The 13,889-nt window shown below is 37.5% G+C and carries 12 protein-coding genes; 3 read left to right on the forward strand and 9 right to left on the reverse strand.

All coding sequences use genetic code 11. The features are described from left to right. Positions 1 to 146 precede the first annotated feature (146 nt). The 3 genes from DSM106972_RS24300 to DSM106972_RS24310 form a co-directional block, all read right to left on the reverse strand. Positions 147 to 872, reverse strand: coding sequence for a hypothetical protein (locus DSM106972_RS24300; protein ID WP_127083124.1), 726 nt, complete (start codon positions 870 to 872; stop codon positions 147 to 149). A gap of 228 nt (positions 873 to 1,100) precedes the next feature. Next, complete coding sequence (locus tag DSM106972_RS24305) at positions 1,101 to 1,493, reverse strand: hypothetical protein (protein ID WP_127083125.1); 393 nt, start codon at positions 1,491 to 1,493, stop codon at positions 1,101 to 1,103. A 75-nt stretch (positions 1,494 to 1,568) separates the two neighbouring features. Continuing rightward, the gene (locus DSM106972_RS24310) at positions 1,569 to 1,814 is read right to left on the reverse strand and encodes a Pb-reticulocyte-binding protein (protein WP_127083126.1); all 246 of its coding nucleotides are present in this window, start codon (positions 1,812 to 1,814) and stop codon (positions 1,569 to 1,571) included. 356 nt (positions 1,815 to 2,170) lie between these two features. Between DSM106972_RS24310 and DSM106972_RS24315 the strand changes: the two genes are divergently transcribed. Together DSM106972_RS24315 and DSM106972_RS24320 are read left to right on the forward strand one after the other, a co-directional pair. Continuing rightward, complete coding sequence (locus tag DSM106972_RS24315; protein WP_127083127.1) at positions 2,171 to 2,668, forward strand: hypothetical protein; 498 nt, start codon at positions 2,171 to 2,173, stop codon at positions 2,666 to 2,668. A 62-nt stretch (positions 2,669 to 2,730) separates the two neighbouring features. After that, on the forward strand, positions 2,731 to 3,204 hold the full coding sequence (locus tag DSM106972_RS24320; protein ID WP_127083128.1) for a hypothetical protein: 474 nt from the start codon (positions 2,731 to 2,733) through the stop codon (positions 3,202 to 3,204). 128 nt (positions 3,205 to 3,332) lie between these two features. Here the strand turns inward: DSM106972_RS24320 and DSM106972_RS24325 are convergent, their stop codons facing one another. Next, entirely contained in the window at positions 3,333 to 7,709 is a 4,377-nt protein-coding gene (locus DSM106972_RS24325) for a hypothetical protein (RefSeq protein ID WP_127083129.1), read from the reverse strand. A gap of 141 nt (positions 7,710 to 7,850) precedes the next feature. Here DSM106972_RS24325 and DSM106972_RS24330 point away from each other — a divergent pair, with 141 nt between their 5' ends. Next, positions 7,851 to 8,075: a hypothetical protein gene (locus DSM106972_RS24330; RefSeq protein ID WP_127083130.1), complete on the forward strand. Its 225-nt coding sequence runs from the start codon at positions 7,851 to 7,853 to the stop codon at positions 8,073 to 8,075. A 57-nt stretch (positions 8,076 to 8,132) separates the two neighbouring features. Here DSM106972_RS24330 and DSM106972_RS24335 read toward each other — a convergent pair whose 3' ends face one another. The 5 genes from DSM106972_RS24335 to DSM106972_RS24355 form a co-directional block, all read right to left on the reverse strand. Then, positions 8,133 to 8,435, reverse strand: a complete 303-nt coding sequence (locus DSM106972_RS24335; RefSeq protein WP_127083131.1) for a hypothetical protein — start codon at positions 8,433 to 8,435, stop codon at positions 8,133 to 8,135. A gap of 42 nt (positions 8,436 to 8,477) precedes the next feature. Beyond that, positions 8,478 to 8,840 carry a DUF6876 family protein gene (locus DSM106972_RS24340; protein ID WP_127083132.1) on the reverse strand — a complete coding sequence of 121 codons (363 nt, stop codon included), beginning with the start codon at positions 8,838 to 8,840 and terminating at the stop codon, positions 8,478 to 8,480. Between the two features lie 200 nt (positions 8,841 to 9,040). After that, positions 9,041 to 9,250, reverse strand: coding sequence for a hypothetical protein (locus DSM106972_RS24345; protein WP_127083133.1), 210 nt, complete (start codon positions 9,248 to 9,250; stop codon positions 9,041 to 9,043). Between the two features lie 24 nt (positions 9,251 to 9,274). Next, on the reverse strand, positions 9,275 to 10,150 hold the full coding sequence (locus DSM106972_RS24350) for a hypothetical protein (RefSeq protein ID WP_127083134.1): 876 nt from the start codon (positions 10,148 to 10,150) through the stop codon (positions 9,275 to 9,277). Between the two features lie 212 nt (positions 10,151 to 10,362). Beyond that, complete coding sequence (locus tag DSM106972_RS24355; RefSeq protein ID WP_127083135.1) at positions 10,363 to 13,761, reverse strand: CHAT domain-containing protein; 3,399 nt, start codon at positions 13,759 to 13,761, stop codon at positions 10,363 to 10,365. Between the last annotated feature and the right edge of the window lie 128 nt (positions 13,762 to 13,889).

Below are 13,889 nucleotides of genomic sequence, written 5' to 3' on the forward strand. Positions count from 1 at the left end.
ATAATCATGTTATTTTTCTGACGCGTGTGTTATAATTTTGTCACTGGCAATATACAGTGTTTGTACTAAGATAATTGCTGGCGCCGAATAAAAAAATAACGATTCAGGAAAATTTTCCTGCCCCGTTAAATATTCTCTTGTGTACATTAATGTTGATTCACATATTTAACAAAATTTGAAACTTTCCAGTTTAAACCGTGAACTCTATCAGCAATATTTGGTTTAGATGAACTACCGTCACATAAAAAACAATCTTCACATCTTGTTCTGTCATCTTCTGCATTGCGGCAAAGAATCTCATTATTACTCAAAGGTGCATCGGGAGCTATAATTCTAAAAGTTCTCCAACCTTGATGTTGAGCTTGTTTTGCTTCTGAAGAGGTTTGTACTGATGCCATTAAATATTTCTTCCACCGCTCATCGCAGTGAGACCAAAAATGAGAATAACCTGTCCACTTGTTCGATGCTAAAATGATTGGTTCCCACACATCAAATGGTACTGCTGTCGGGTCTCCATAAGAACCAATTCTAATTGGGTAGCGATACCGTTCTATGATACCTATCTCTTTGGCGCCGAATTTTGGGTAGGTTCCTGCTATGTATTTACGGTAGATGTTATTAAGGTAGCCAAGTTGAACGTAGCAACTTCCAGTTTGGCTCATTTTCAGCGTACATGTGCCACAGATACCGGTGTCGAATCCTTGCTTGGCTGCATATGTAGGAAGAAATTCTTGTTGCAAAATCCATGATTGTAGTAATCTTCCAGTCCTGCGGTTTGGCGTAGGGTAAACAAAACCAGTTAGTACTAGAAATATAGGGGAAGCATCTATTAAAGATGCCCCTTCCCAAACAAGGTAGCTATTTTCTAACATATATTGAGGGATGATTTTAATGAGTTAAAAGTGTGAAGCGATTGAAAAACGTCAATTGACAGCAAAAAGGGCGATAAAGCTTTGTTTATCACCAGAGTATTTACAAATATTGAAGTGTTGGAATGGAGAGATATTAATACTTCAGTATACAAGTATTAAGTTTTAATGAATATCCCCCAGCATAATCTTTATCTGGAGGATAATCAGCACAAATACAACGACAATAGCTTAGAAACAATTAGTCTCATCAATTATTTCTGACTGATGGGTGATATTTGTGCGTTCTGCGTATTGCTGCCTGCGCTGCCATGATATTTGATTTTGTGCGATTAGTTCGTCCAAAGTTTTACCAAATTTACGGCTAGCATATTCAAGCAATTGTTCTAGAGAATAGCGCTTTTCTTGAACTTTACCAAAATCATTAGTAAAGCGCTCTTTGAATTCGTTCCAATCAAACAATTCTTTTAAAGAACGCTTGGCAACCAGTCCAGAAAGCTCACGGATAGCGTAGTAGACTTTTGAGTACACACGCACTTGATAATCAACAACAGCGTATTCACCCAAAATTGAACCGTCGATTTGTTGGAAAGACGGCATAGCAGATTTTTGCTTAGTAGGCATATTCAAACTCCATTATCTACATTTTTGTACTGTGCGTAAGCCCAATAGTGTTAGCGTTCGTACAATTGCCTGAGTTTACCACCAAGCTGAGTCATCGCAGTCAGCCATCAAATCTTTCTTGTCACAATACATCTGGTACTCAATCTCCAATTGCTCCAAATCCACATCTGTTGCAAGAAGGCGCACTTCGCACATTATTTCTTTAACATCAAGAAGCTCACTTACAAGGGCATAGTAACTCTTGACAAATTTATCGGCTTTACCCAGAAATTTTTCGAGATTGGTTACAAAAGCTTGCTCGCAGCTAATTTGTTGAATCATACATGTTTAACCAAATTGGTTTCATGCTCGATGCCGGCGTGAGCCGTTCTAAAATGGCGCCATTGGAAGGCGCCTTATTCTGTCACAATAATAATTTTGTACGCTGAAGAGAAAGCTGGCGCCGTTACTGTTAATAATGGCTGCATAAAACTAACTTGCCCAACATACAAAGGAGTAGATGAATATTTTGTAGTTAAAAAGGTATAAAGGACTAAATGAATACTTTCAGCAATCCCTGGTTTATCTTGAAAGTAAAATAAAAAGATTATTTATGTAGACTTCAGATTTAGCATCTTAATTTTTGGGAACAATAAACGTATCCAAATATAAATCAATTCCTAAAGTCAATTACCTGAATGCGTAAAGTTATATATTACTCAATTAAAGCTTCTGTAATTATCAGTCTTATCTGTTTAAACGGTTGTAACAATGCGGGGCAAGCTGCTGATTGTCAAAAGTATTGGCAAGTAGTAGTAAAGATGGCTAAAATACCTAGTGATATACCCAAGACTCAGGTCAAGACAAAAGAATCTATGGTGAAAGGTATAAATGCGATTGCCAATCTCCAAGACAAAATAGGTCGTTCTACTAGCAATTTAAAATTTCAAGAGGCAAAATCCCAAGTGTTGCAAAAAAAATACATCGAATCAAGTAATACTTTAAGTCAAACTTTTCGTGACAGAGCAAATGAGATTGCCTCTTTACCTGGCAATCCCAGTGAGACAGAATTGAATAAAGCATCATCAAAGGTCAAGCAGCAACAAAGAGATGCTACTGAAAAATGGAATCAAGCCAATGATGATTTCCTTGAGTATTGCAGAACTTACGCTCCCGATTTAGGGGCTTCCAATTAAATAAATACCCTAAAAATTACATGTGTTAGACTTGTGTCTCAAACAACAAAATATTAATCAAAATGAGTAAGCATAAGAATTATAGGGATTGGACGTGGCAAATAACAAAGGAAGGGGGAGGTCCAGATTCTTTTTTCACAGCGACTTTTGACCCAGATGATGCTCAACGTTTATCAAATAAAGTTCGTGAATATCTACCCTCTGAATTTGTTCGCAATCAAGATTTTTATAACCCGAACCTTTATAAAGACTATTCACTTTATGAAAGCTACTTAGACAAAAATGCTTATAAAATGATGCTTAGTAAGCACAACTGTTGGATTTACACGCAAATAGAAGTTGTTGACCATAAACTTTATATTGAAAGCGGTTACTGTGTTACTAAACCTAATGACACAAACTTTATAATTGCTCTTGCCACGTCAGCCGATTTAACCCTTTGTAATTGGAAAATATCTTGTGGTGGACAAGGTTACAATCATGTTGAAATTGCTCATGGTTCAAACACTAATGATTTGCTTAGTTACCTCACTTAAGTTTATAATCGAACTATTGTTAATGCCTAATCCAATGAATAATATAAGGTCAAGCGTTGCTGTTTTGATATTGTAGGTTGCGAACACCTGTTAATAGACTCTATAGTTAAAATTTACTATAATTATTATCAACTTAAATCTTTACCAACTTCTTTCAATTTTTGTTGTTTTGCTGATTTTGACGTGTTTTGCCAATACTGCTGTTCTTCTGTGGTGAGCTTATTAATGGATGCTTCCTGGTTCTTGGCAGCTTTATAAATTACTTCTTGGTTATCATTTACGATTGATAAAGTTTGTTTCTGAGCATGATAAATAGCCACATACTTAGAATCAATTATACCTGTTTGCAGAACTTCATCTTTATTGACAGGGTTATCTTTAATTGCAGCGAAGCTCGCATTAATTAAATTTTGTTCCCAATTGGGGCGCCTTACACCAACTACTTCTCCAGAGTGAGGGTTACGGGAACTTGCTGCTTTATCTAACTGTTGCTGATTTGTTTTATTAGCTTTCGGGTTTTGCTTCTCTGTGGCAATATTAGATTTAGCAGCCGTAGCTTGGTTGCGATGAAGTTGCATCTGTTGTTCAGCTTTAAAGATGTTTAGAAGCAGTTCATCTAGAGGAACGGCAATAAACTTTGTCCTTTTAGAGTTTTGTAACTGGTCGTATTCTAAGGGAAAGTTGAGAGTGTCGGTAATCTGAGTTGTGTCAGCTTGGTTAGAGTGCGTACTATTCAGATGGGAGCAAAAGTAAAGTTCTTTCTCAGTCCCTTTCTGAGCAATGGCGATAAAACTTTCTGTGCCAAGTTTTTTGTTGATTTCTTGAGATAGCTGTTTTAAGGTTTCTAGATTATCTGGTATCAGGGTTTGTAATAAGTCACTGTTAATTGGCACTGCTTTTAACGATGCCTCATCATCATGTAGAAGCGCTTGATGATTTTTTTGCTTGTACTCCTCTTTAAGAAGTGGTTTAAGAAATTCCAACAGGGTTGGTTGTTTGTTTTTTACAGGCGCCTGTTCACTCGTCCAGATTTCAGGGTATTTGATAGTTTCGGCGTTTACCTTGATGTTAGCTACTGTGGCAGGCGCCGATTCGAGAGTTGCTTTAAATTGAAAACCTTGAACTTGCTTACCATGCGCGCGTAACTTCTCGCTTAAGGCCGCAAATGATTCTGAATCAATGACTCCCAACGGTTTGCCATCAACTAAAGCAATCGGTTTAGCTGCGTTAGAGTTTTGAGAACAGTTAATTGTTATAGTACCTTGTTCCCCTTTCCATTCTCGGTCAGCAAAAGCGTACTTTTTTAACTGCCCTACTTTCAACTGATTACCTTGGGTGCTGGTGATGATAACTGCAGCGCTTTTGGGTGAGGTAATTTCTGCTTCAAATGAAGTTCCGATAGGTAATTGGGCTGATTCGCTGCGAAATACTCCCAGCTTTTTATCTTCGACAACTAGCCAACGCTTCGACATTTCAGGGTTGGCTGGGTCAGGCCCCTTTTCGATGCTGCATCCGACTTTTTCACCACCCCAGGAGCGTCCTAAATGCTCGTTACATGGTTTGTGGGTTCCTACAACTGCAAAATCTGTGAACTGTAGAGAGTGTAATCGTTCTACTAACTCCTCTCCAAAAATTGCGAAAACTGCTGATGTTTTCTTAAAACCCCTTTCTGTATCTTCTTTACTTGCTGTTGAAACTTGCCACATCGCGGTTGCTAGTGCTTCTTTATCAGAGTCAGGAATACTTTGTGCTGTGGTGTCCGCAAACTCCCGCACTTGCTTGAAAGCGGCTCGAACTTGGCTTTGTGTTATACCTGGTACAATTTCTGCTGTCAGTTCTTTGAATTCCTGTTTTGTAATTTCTGGATAATTTTTAGCGCTTTCTTGAGAGATATAGCCTAAGCGCTTGTATTTCTGTTGTTTATCAAGCTTCAGTTCTGGCTTACCATCAGCGCCAAAAACTGGGGCAAGTGCTATCCACTTGTTTCGGGCGCCTTTGCCAGAAGGGTCATTATTTTCAACGATTAGTATATCGAGTTTTCTGTTATCGAAAGCGTTAGGATGTTTAAATTCTGCCAAGCCTAGTATTTCTAGTTGGTTGCCTTTTGGACTAGTTGCAATGATTCTTGGTCCCGGCGCCTGTTCGACTTCACGACCAATTTCGATTGCCCGATTTATCAATGTGTCGTAGGTTTTCTTGATTTGTAGAGCGTTCTCTCTTTGAGATGAGGTAAATGTAACTTGCTTGAATAAATCTTGAAATTGTTGTGTAGAGCGCGCTTGGAGGGTATTTTCTGTAAATGCCTCGTTCGTTAATGCAGACATAATATCGATGGCGCCGTGACCGTTGAGTTTTATACCTCTAGTTGTGTATACATCATCAACCTTCCTTTCTTCTACCCAAGGCGCCACGTCAAAGGTTTTGATAATGGAAGAACAAGCGTTTACAATCTCTGGGTCAGAACGGTTGGCGCTTTTTCCCCTGTCCACCTCAATTTGTAGCTGCCCTCCCAGTACACCAACTAAATCGTGATAAAACTGCTTGCATTTTTCTAAAAATTTATTTACATCTTCTGATGACAGTGAAGGTAAATTCTTCTTATCTCGACTTTCGTTATATTCTTCAAGCGTCTGAGTTTCAGCAATATTAATTTTATTTTTATGATTTTCTACACAGAACTGTGCTATATGTTTAATTTGTTTTTTAATACTATCAGGGTATTGAACAGGCTTATATTGATTAGACTCTGCCAATAACATCTTCGCCGCAGCGCAAGAAATATCTTTCATCAACGACCAAGCGTCTGCATTTGGAATTGATACACATTCATTTTCAAGCGCGATGCTTTTCATGCATAAATTGGCAACTAAGCCAACTTTATTTTCCATCGCGTCTAAAGCGATTTGCTCAAAAGAGCCTGTATAAGCTTTTTTATCGGGTTTGACGATTTCAGCATAACGTTTATGACTCAGTTGTTTTTCTTTAATCTCTGCTGTTGTGTGGGGAAAGTCACTCGCAAGCGCTATCGCCATCCGGTCGCCATCACAATCTGACAGCGAATGCTTGAGTCCCTGCGGCGCCATCTTAATTGTGCCGATATCGTTTGGTTCGTTTGGTAGATGGCGGTTGATGTAAACATCTACGGTGTTCGAGTTGGCAACCGGACTGCGATAAACGATTAATTCGGTGCCATCAGGTTTGTTCGGATAGCAAACTTCATTTGGCTCTAGGTCGTGACAAGTTTGTGCCATTGCTGAGTCAAACTTGATGAATCTACCTGTTGCACAATCCATATATTGTTGGCGCCAATGTTCAGCTAGTTTATCTACAATTTTGGGATGCTCTAGTAACTGGCAGTGTCCTTGTAAATCGGCTTTGAGAACGCGATAAATTATATCTTGGTCGCTGGCGCCAAAAGCATCATCAATAAGTTTTTCTAAACCCTGTAAATTCAAACTGTCAAAATCAATAAAATCTTCCTGTTCAGTTTCCTTTTTTATCTGGTGTTTGTGTTTATCATCCATCAATTCAATATAATCAGCAGCAATCTTTCTAGGGTCACTTGCCATCTGGGATAATTCTTCCAGGCGCCTTTCTAGTCGTGGTAGTACATCACCTTTTACCCCTTCTGGAAATAAATTCCAAAATTGGGCGCCTGTTGATGTGATTCCATAGTACGCATCGGTTTTATTCCCAATACCCATCGTCATCAAGTATTCACCAGGTTGAGGAGGAGTGGGGGAGGGGGAGAAAGGGAGAGGGGGGGAATTAGAAGAAGTTAAGACTGATTTTCTGCACTTCCCTACTTCCGCGCTCTCCCACTCCCCCACTCTCCCACTCCCCCGCTCTCCCACTCTTCCCTTAAGTTGGTCGGTTGAAATAATTAGGTCGTAGCCATTCCCAACATTACTTAAATTGCGCGGGGCGAATGTACCTTTACCTACTTGCCATGTTTGATTTATTGATTGAGAATCATTGTTTGGGTCAAGTCCCGCGCGTCGTTCCTTAATACCAAACCTAGTTTGAAAAGGAGTTTCTGGCTCGTTACCTAAACTTTGATGTAACTGAGCATCAATTTTGCCATCACCATCACCCACAAATTTAATTGCTTCTGAGTTCGGCATTACTCCACCGTTGGCGCCAGTGCTAGCATCAACTAACAACACCCTTAGATTTTGACGCTCACTGAAACTTTTACACGGAGTAAACATGTTGCTGCCATAAGCGGCGCCGAAGTGTGGTTGGTCGAATACTTTTTCTCGCAATGCTTCATCCATGAAATAGAAGCGGTCATCAGCAGCAAACTCAAGGCTTAATCCTTGTTTTGAAAACTTTTGTAGGTCTGCTTCTTTCGTTAAGCCTTGGTAGACGGCGCCTAATTTAAATGTGGAAGAAGGTGCAAAATATTCTGCAAGACAATGTTCAATCGTTTCTGTCAACGGTTTACCATCAATAAAGATAGATTTTCCAGTTTTGGTGCAGAAATGCTCTAAGGTAATTGACATAGTGCAAGTTGCAATACAGTCAAATACAATTTTGTTTTCTGCTAGTTTCTGGTTAATAAGTCTAAAGACAGAAGTTTTGCTATCGCTTTAGTGCTAAAAGGTTATTTGGCGTAACATCGGAATAAGCCGGAGGTAGTATATATGGATAATCCACAACCACAACGTAAGTATACTTCACCATATAGTTTTGATACACAGAGCGAATTACTAACTCAGGGTATAACTCACATTGATGATTTAGCTGCAATAGCTGGTTTGAAGATGCAACAAGAAGAAGCTTTTGAAGAATCTGAGAGGTTGTTTGAAGAATGGTTGGATGCACAGGATTTTCCTCCACCTTCAAAAAGAAGTGAGGATCAATTTTAAGAAATGGCGCCAGTCTTTGATGCGTGTAGTTGTTGATTGTTTGTGTTATTACAAGCCTTATGGTCTTTGTTTATTTTTCTTAACCAAACGCTCCCAACTACACTGACCACGTAACCCTTGAATAACTTCTAATTGTTGGCGCCTGTAATATAGAACTAAATGAGTACCTTCAGCAATGCCTGGTCTATCTTTAAAGTAAACGAGATAATCGCCTGTTGGTTGATAATAAGAATCAACAACCCCGATACAATTTGTTAAATCTAGCCAGTTATGGCAATCGTACCCATTTATCCTGACTTTTGTACCTCTTTGAATCACAGAGAAATCAAGCTCTAGCTGAGTTATGTTGTTTTTATTCATAACTTTTATGAAAGGATTGTTGGCGCCTGTATTGATTTTTGGTTAATATTCACTGGGTAACAGCAATACTTTTTCTATCAAGTAAAGTTTTATACGAGGTAGAGGAAAATTCGTGTACGGGATTTCCTGTCGCAAAACTTCTTGGTTTGTATCCCACTCACAAATTAAGACACCAGATTTTTCTTGTACAAGTAGGCGCCAAATCTGGAATTCTCGAAGTTGAGGCAAGGATAGCAATTTAGCATTTTGGTGTGAAGCGATAGCGTCAAGCAACCAAAAGCATTCAGCAGCTTCAGCAAGATACTTAATACCTGAAGTATATTTGATGCCTAACCAATGCTTATAAATTTCATCAGAACCAACAAACCGCTTGAGTTTGGCAGTAATTTGTTCAGCACTTTCCACAACTGTTACCTCTGTATATATTTCACATAACTAGAGGCGTGAGCCATATAAAAGCTATTGCATAATCATTTTTTTAGTACCTTCTCATCACTATAAATGGTTGCCTTAAATTGAACATTATCTTTTGCTTACTTTCTAACTAATGTATAGGAAGCAGTTTTAAATATAATTCTGAGATAGTCCTTCAGAAAACTACAAATTTAACCAAATTCTGCCATGAAATCGTGCGTAACTGCTTGAGAATTTAATCTGTGAACAGATTCATTTGTAATTTTGTGGTCATAATCTGAAATCCAAACTACAAGGAAAGGATTTTTGGTTCTAAACACACCATTATGTAAAGCAATCTCTAAACCTCTAACAATGGCTTCAAGCAAGGCATCTGAATGAAGTATTTCATATTCATCCATAGCTTATTTTTATATTTACCGTATTCAATAATCAGAATTATATATTAAATTTATAGCCTTGTTAAATGCAAGCAGTTCAGCTATTTTATCGATAAGTAATCCCATGCAAAAACCAGGTGCATTAAATTTTGGTAATATTACTTCTGATTTTATTTTGCCACATGAATTCAAATTAACTATACAACTTTTAGCATAATATCTGGTATAATCTACTCCTTGTACACCCTGAAGAGAATAACCTGGACGACCTAATAGATGATGAAGCTCAGAAGCTTTATTGATAATTGGGTTATTTTCCAAATAAGTATCGACTTCTATGTAAAGACAATCTTTTTTAATATAATAGTATTTTTGTTCGTTACTTAATTCTAAAAACTCTTCTAAAGTCATGCCATATTTTTCTGGATTAAAAGGTTGTTCGATTTCAGACTTAAAATTTTTTTGAGATATTACCTGCCCTATTATTCCATCAACAATAGTCAATTTTATATTATGGCATAAATCTTCAAACTCTTTTGTACTAACAATGAATAATGGAAATGATGAATAATGAGATACTTGAAGTTTTAAATTAAAACCTTTTTCTCTTAGTACATTATTTCTTTGTTCTGAGTAATACTTAGTTCCTAAGTTAAAACCCTGTTGCAATCCGTCATATTCTATACAAACTATAGGTTTATCCTCTAGGTCACAAAGAGTATAGTCAATACTAGTTTTTTTAAGAAAATCAATTTGAGATTCACTTAACTTTAAGTTTTTAATCGTGTCTTTGTCTATATCAAAAATATTCATGAATGGAAGATTATGATAGATATAATAATCTTTTGACCATTGTCTAATTAATTTATAATAATTTCCCCTTTCTGAAAAGCTACCAAATACATGCTGTTTAACTCCCATCTACCAATACCTCAATCAAAACCCTTATATAATAGCTTACACAAATTATAGAAGAAGGTTATTTATCTTAATATATTGAGCTTTCATATTATGTAATATAACCTTATAAAAATTAATATTGATGATACCGTGCTTGAGGCATAGATTCATTAACCGCGTTTTCAAGCATTATTATTTATCCTTTTTTCTTTCTTTTACCTTATTACTTTTGTTTAATTTCCCTGACAAATCCATGCTCCCCAGTAAAAAGGATGTTGGAGCGGCGCCTGTGTAGGATCGCAGTTAATATGAGTTTGTATTGATAGGTCATTTACTTGCAATAGTTCTTTTAGTACTTCAATACCCAAAGCAGATTGTTGTAATTGTGAAACTGTAATAGTGCGTACATAATTTTGAGCGTTCTGCAATGCTTCTAAGGGTTTGATTGCTAATTTTAAATTATCGAAAAATCTATCCATTAGTAGTGCAGTTGCTTTATCTGGAACTTGCCACAAGCTCATTACGAGTGTTTTTGTGCCCGCAACTGCAAAAGCGCGTCGTAAACCGAAGACTCCTTCCCCAATTTTTAAGTCTCCTCTACCAGTGTCGCAAGCCGATAGCACTGTTAGTTCGTTTGCCCATAAGTCTAAACTGGCAATATCTTGAGCAAATACAAAACCTTTACCTGCTTTCTTGGGTAGTTTTCCACTCCTTAACCATGTGTTGGCGCCTGCAAGTGCTAGTCCTGAACGCAGCATTGGGTTTTTAAGGTTGGATGTTCCCAAACGATTTATTTGTATATCATCTGGTAATTGTTGACGGGAGTCGGGTAAAAATAAGCCGTGTGTGGCAATAAGCATAATGGAAGGCGCCTTCGCTGACATTAGGTTGGTTTCACACGCTTCTTCACCTATATATAAACGTGCGCTTTCTAGTTTTTGGGCAATACTTTCTCCCAGCAACCTTGTACCAGGCGCCTGTGATAATACATCACCAAGTGTATTTACAAAGTCTTGTTTATCAGGTTGGATATTTAAAGGCGACGAAACAAAAGTACTGCTTGTGTCAGTTAAATCAAAATCAGGGTCAGCAAATATAATAGGTGCCGATGCTGTTCGCGTTGTTGTATGGTTTTCTCTAAGAATATCACCTCCAACACCAAGGTAGGAGATTTTATATTCATCTATTAGTAATCGTGTACCGCTATCATCTATTGGTAATATTTGGAACGGTAGTAAGTTGAGAGTTGCATCAGGCGCCAAGATTAAATGTTTATAGTTACTTACTATATTTAGTATTGGCTGCAATAATATTTGGGTGAGGTTTATTGCTGTACCAGGGTTATATTGTTTGATTTGTAATTTCGGTGATGTATTCTTTTTTCCCCATGCTAACGTTTGGCGCCTATAATCTGAAGCTTCTAAATGTGTTGCTGCAATCAAATAATCAATTGGCTCAACCTTGCCTAAATCAACCATTTGTACTGCTGCTGGTTGACCTGCTGGTAATATAAATGCTGCGTAACGTGATTCATAGCAGCAATCATCACTATTAGCCGGGATAGCATGAAAATTAAATACATTAAAGCGAACAAATTCGATGAGTACTGAGTTTACAGGTAAAGCAGATGCTACAGTATGACGGTTTGGGGGTTGTTGAAGTAGTTGAATTTCTGGAACTTGTGATGCAAGCTGTTTTTGCAAAATGTTGTATTGTTTTTCTAGGTCTACTGTTTGTTGCTGATATACGGTGCCGTCGATAAGATTATCATTCTCATCTATAAATAAATGTAGTTTGATTAAGCGCGCGTTTAGGTCAATGAGTTGACGAAACTGTTCTTGAAGGTGAGGATATCTACTACTGTATAGTGCTTGGTTGTAAGATGCGAGTGCGGAAGCGGTTAAAGCTTTGCGTTTAAAAACAAAATCTAATGCTTCTTGCTGTGCTGTCTTACAGTCAGAGAGATGTTTGCATACTAAAGATAAGAAGAAATCTAAGTTGCCTCTAATCTTTTCTACAAATGCTAGACGGTCGCTGTCGGAACTAAAGGCAAATATTCGAGCAATCAATTTATCGTTTATTAAACCCGCACGCACTCGATAGGATAGTGCATCTGTATAGCGTCCTGTTGCTGCATAAACTGTTGCGAGATTATTCAAACTTTTTGCTACGTCGGGGTGTTCGTCTCCTAAAAACCGTTGTCGCATGAAGAGTGCTTCGGTGTGCTTTTGTTCTGCTTCTATATATCTTTCCTGTAAACGATATAGTTCTGCGATGTTGTTGAGACTGCTTGCTACATCTGGGTGCTGTTCCCCAAATAGGGATTTTCGGATTTGAAGTGCTTTAAAATATAAAGGTTCAGCTTCTGTGTATTTTCCTTGAGAATTATATACAGCAGCTAAGTTATTCAAGCTGCTGGCAATTTGTGGATTATTGGCGCCGAAAATCTTTGTTATAAGCGAAATAGCTTGTAGTAACATAGATTCAGCTTGTGAGTATTTTGATGTTGTTTCGTATAGTACTGCTAAATTGTTCAAACTTGCTGCTACATCTGGATGTTCGCCAAATATTCGTTGTCTCATTGATAAAGCATCTAAATGCATTTGTTCTGCTTCTACGTACCGTCCTTGCATTCGATAAACTTCAGCTAATTCGCTTTTGGTAAAGGCTATATCTGGATGCTGTTGCCCTAGAAGTTGTATTCTAATTTCTAAGATATCAAGAAACAGTACTTCAGCTTCTGAATAACGTCCTTGCATTTTGTACTGCTTTGCAAAGTTTTGTAAGTTATTCACATTATCAGGATGAATTCTACCAACTGAACGTTCCCATATTGAAGATGCTTCGAGGTAAAGATTTTCTGCTTCTTGATAACGTGCCTGATACGAGTACACTACAGCAAGATTACCCAGATTTTTTGCTGTTTCTGGGTGGTTGGAGTCAAATATACTTTGTTGTATAGATAGTACTGCAAGATAATTCTGTTCAGCTTCTAAATAACGTGCTTGTATTAAATAAATATCCGCTAAATTACTCAAGCTCATTCCTACATCGGGATGTTCATCTCCAAACAATGATTTTCTCATGGAGAGTGATTTTAGATGCGTTTGTTCAGCTTCGGAATATTTTCCTTGCTCCTGATAAGTATTGGCAAGGTTATTTAAAGTGGAAGCAATATACGTATGTTCATCATCCAATAATTTTTCCCATATACTTATAACTTGCAGGTAATTAGTCTCAGCTTCCTTGAAACGCCCTTGAGAATTATATAATACAGCTAAATTATTCAACGTTGCAGCAACATCATAATGTTCTGACCCTTCTAGATGTTGTATCATTTCTAACGCTTCTAAATATTTCTTTTCTGCGTCGGTGTAACGTCCTTGTGTTTCGTATAGTACTGCAATATTATTCAATGTTCGCCAAACATTAGACGGTAAATCTAATTCTTCACAAATCTCAATAAAAATTCGGCGTTGGACGGGTAAACCGTTAAAAAAGTGATTAATGGTTGACCAAGATGCAATACCTCTTTCAACTGCTAATGCCTTCTGGGTAAGGCTTTTGGCTTTTAAGGAATTTTTGGCACGTTGAATACCTTTCTGTGATGCGATGAGAGAACTCCCAGCCATAAGTACACCTAGAAACACTCTTTATTAAAGTCATATACCAAGTCATATATTTCAGTCAATAAGTCATATACAAACTCATATACTCGACTGCAACAATTAATTAGAAGGGCAACAACAAGTACAAAATC

This window comes from Dulcicalothrix desertica PCC 7102, from assembly GCF_003991905.1.
In the GTDB taxonomy this organism is placed as follows: domain Bacteria; phylum Cyanobacteriota; class Cyanobacteriia; order Cyanobacteriales; family Nostocaceae; genus Dulcicalothrix; species Dulcicalothrix desertica.

Bases quoted from the DNA above. Each gene is read 5' to 3' on its own strand.
- DSM106972_RS24300 (WP_127083124.1), bottom strand. From the start codon at position 872: ATGTTAGAAAATAGCTACCTTGTTTGGGAAGGGGCATCTTTAATAGAT.
- DSM106972_RS24305 (WP_127083125.1), bottom strand. From the start codon at position 1,493: ATGCCTACTAAGCAAAAATCTGCTATGCCGTCTTTCCAACAAATCGAC.
- DSM106972_RS24310 (WP_127083126.1), bottom strand. From the start codon at position 1,814: ATGATTCAACAAATTAGCTGCGAGCAAGCTTTTGTAACCAATCTCGAA.
- DSM106972_RS24315 (WP_127083127.1), top strand. From the start codon at position 2,171: ATGCGTAAAGTTATATATTACTCAATTAAAGCTTCTGTAATTATCAGT.
- DSM106972_RS24320 (WP_127083128.1), top strand. From the start codon at position 2,731: ATGAGTAAGCATAAGAATTATAGGGATTGGACGTGGCAAATAACAAAG.
- DSM106972_RS24325 (WP_127083129.1), bottom strand. From the start codon at position 7,709: ATGTCAATTACCTTAGAGCATTTCTGCACCAAAACTGGAAAATCTATC.
- DSM106972_RS24330 (WP_127083130.1), top strand. From the start codon at position 7,851: ATGGATAATCCACAACCACAACGTAAGTATACTTCACCATATAGTTTT.
- DSM106972_RS24335 (WP_127083131.1), bottom strand. From the start codon at position 8,435: ATGAATAAAAACAACATAACTCAGCTAGAGCTTGATTTCTCTGTGATT.
- DSM106972_RS24345 (WP_127083133.1), bottom strand. From the start codon at position 9,250: ATGGATGAATATGAAATACTTCATTCAGATGCCTTGCTTGAAGCCATT.
- DSM106972_RS24350 (WP_127083134.1), bottom strand. From the start codon at position 10,150: ATGGGAGTTAAACAGCATGTATTTGGTAGCTTTTCAGAAAGGGGAAAT.
- DSM106972_RS24355 (WP_127083135.1), bottom strand. From the start codon at position 13,761: ATGGCTGGGAGTTCTCTCATCGCATCACAGAAAGGTATTCAACGTGCC.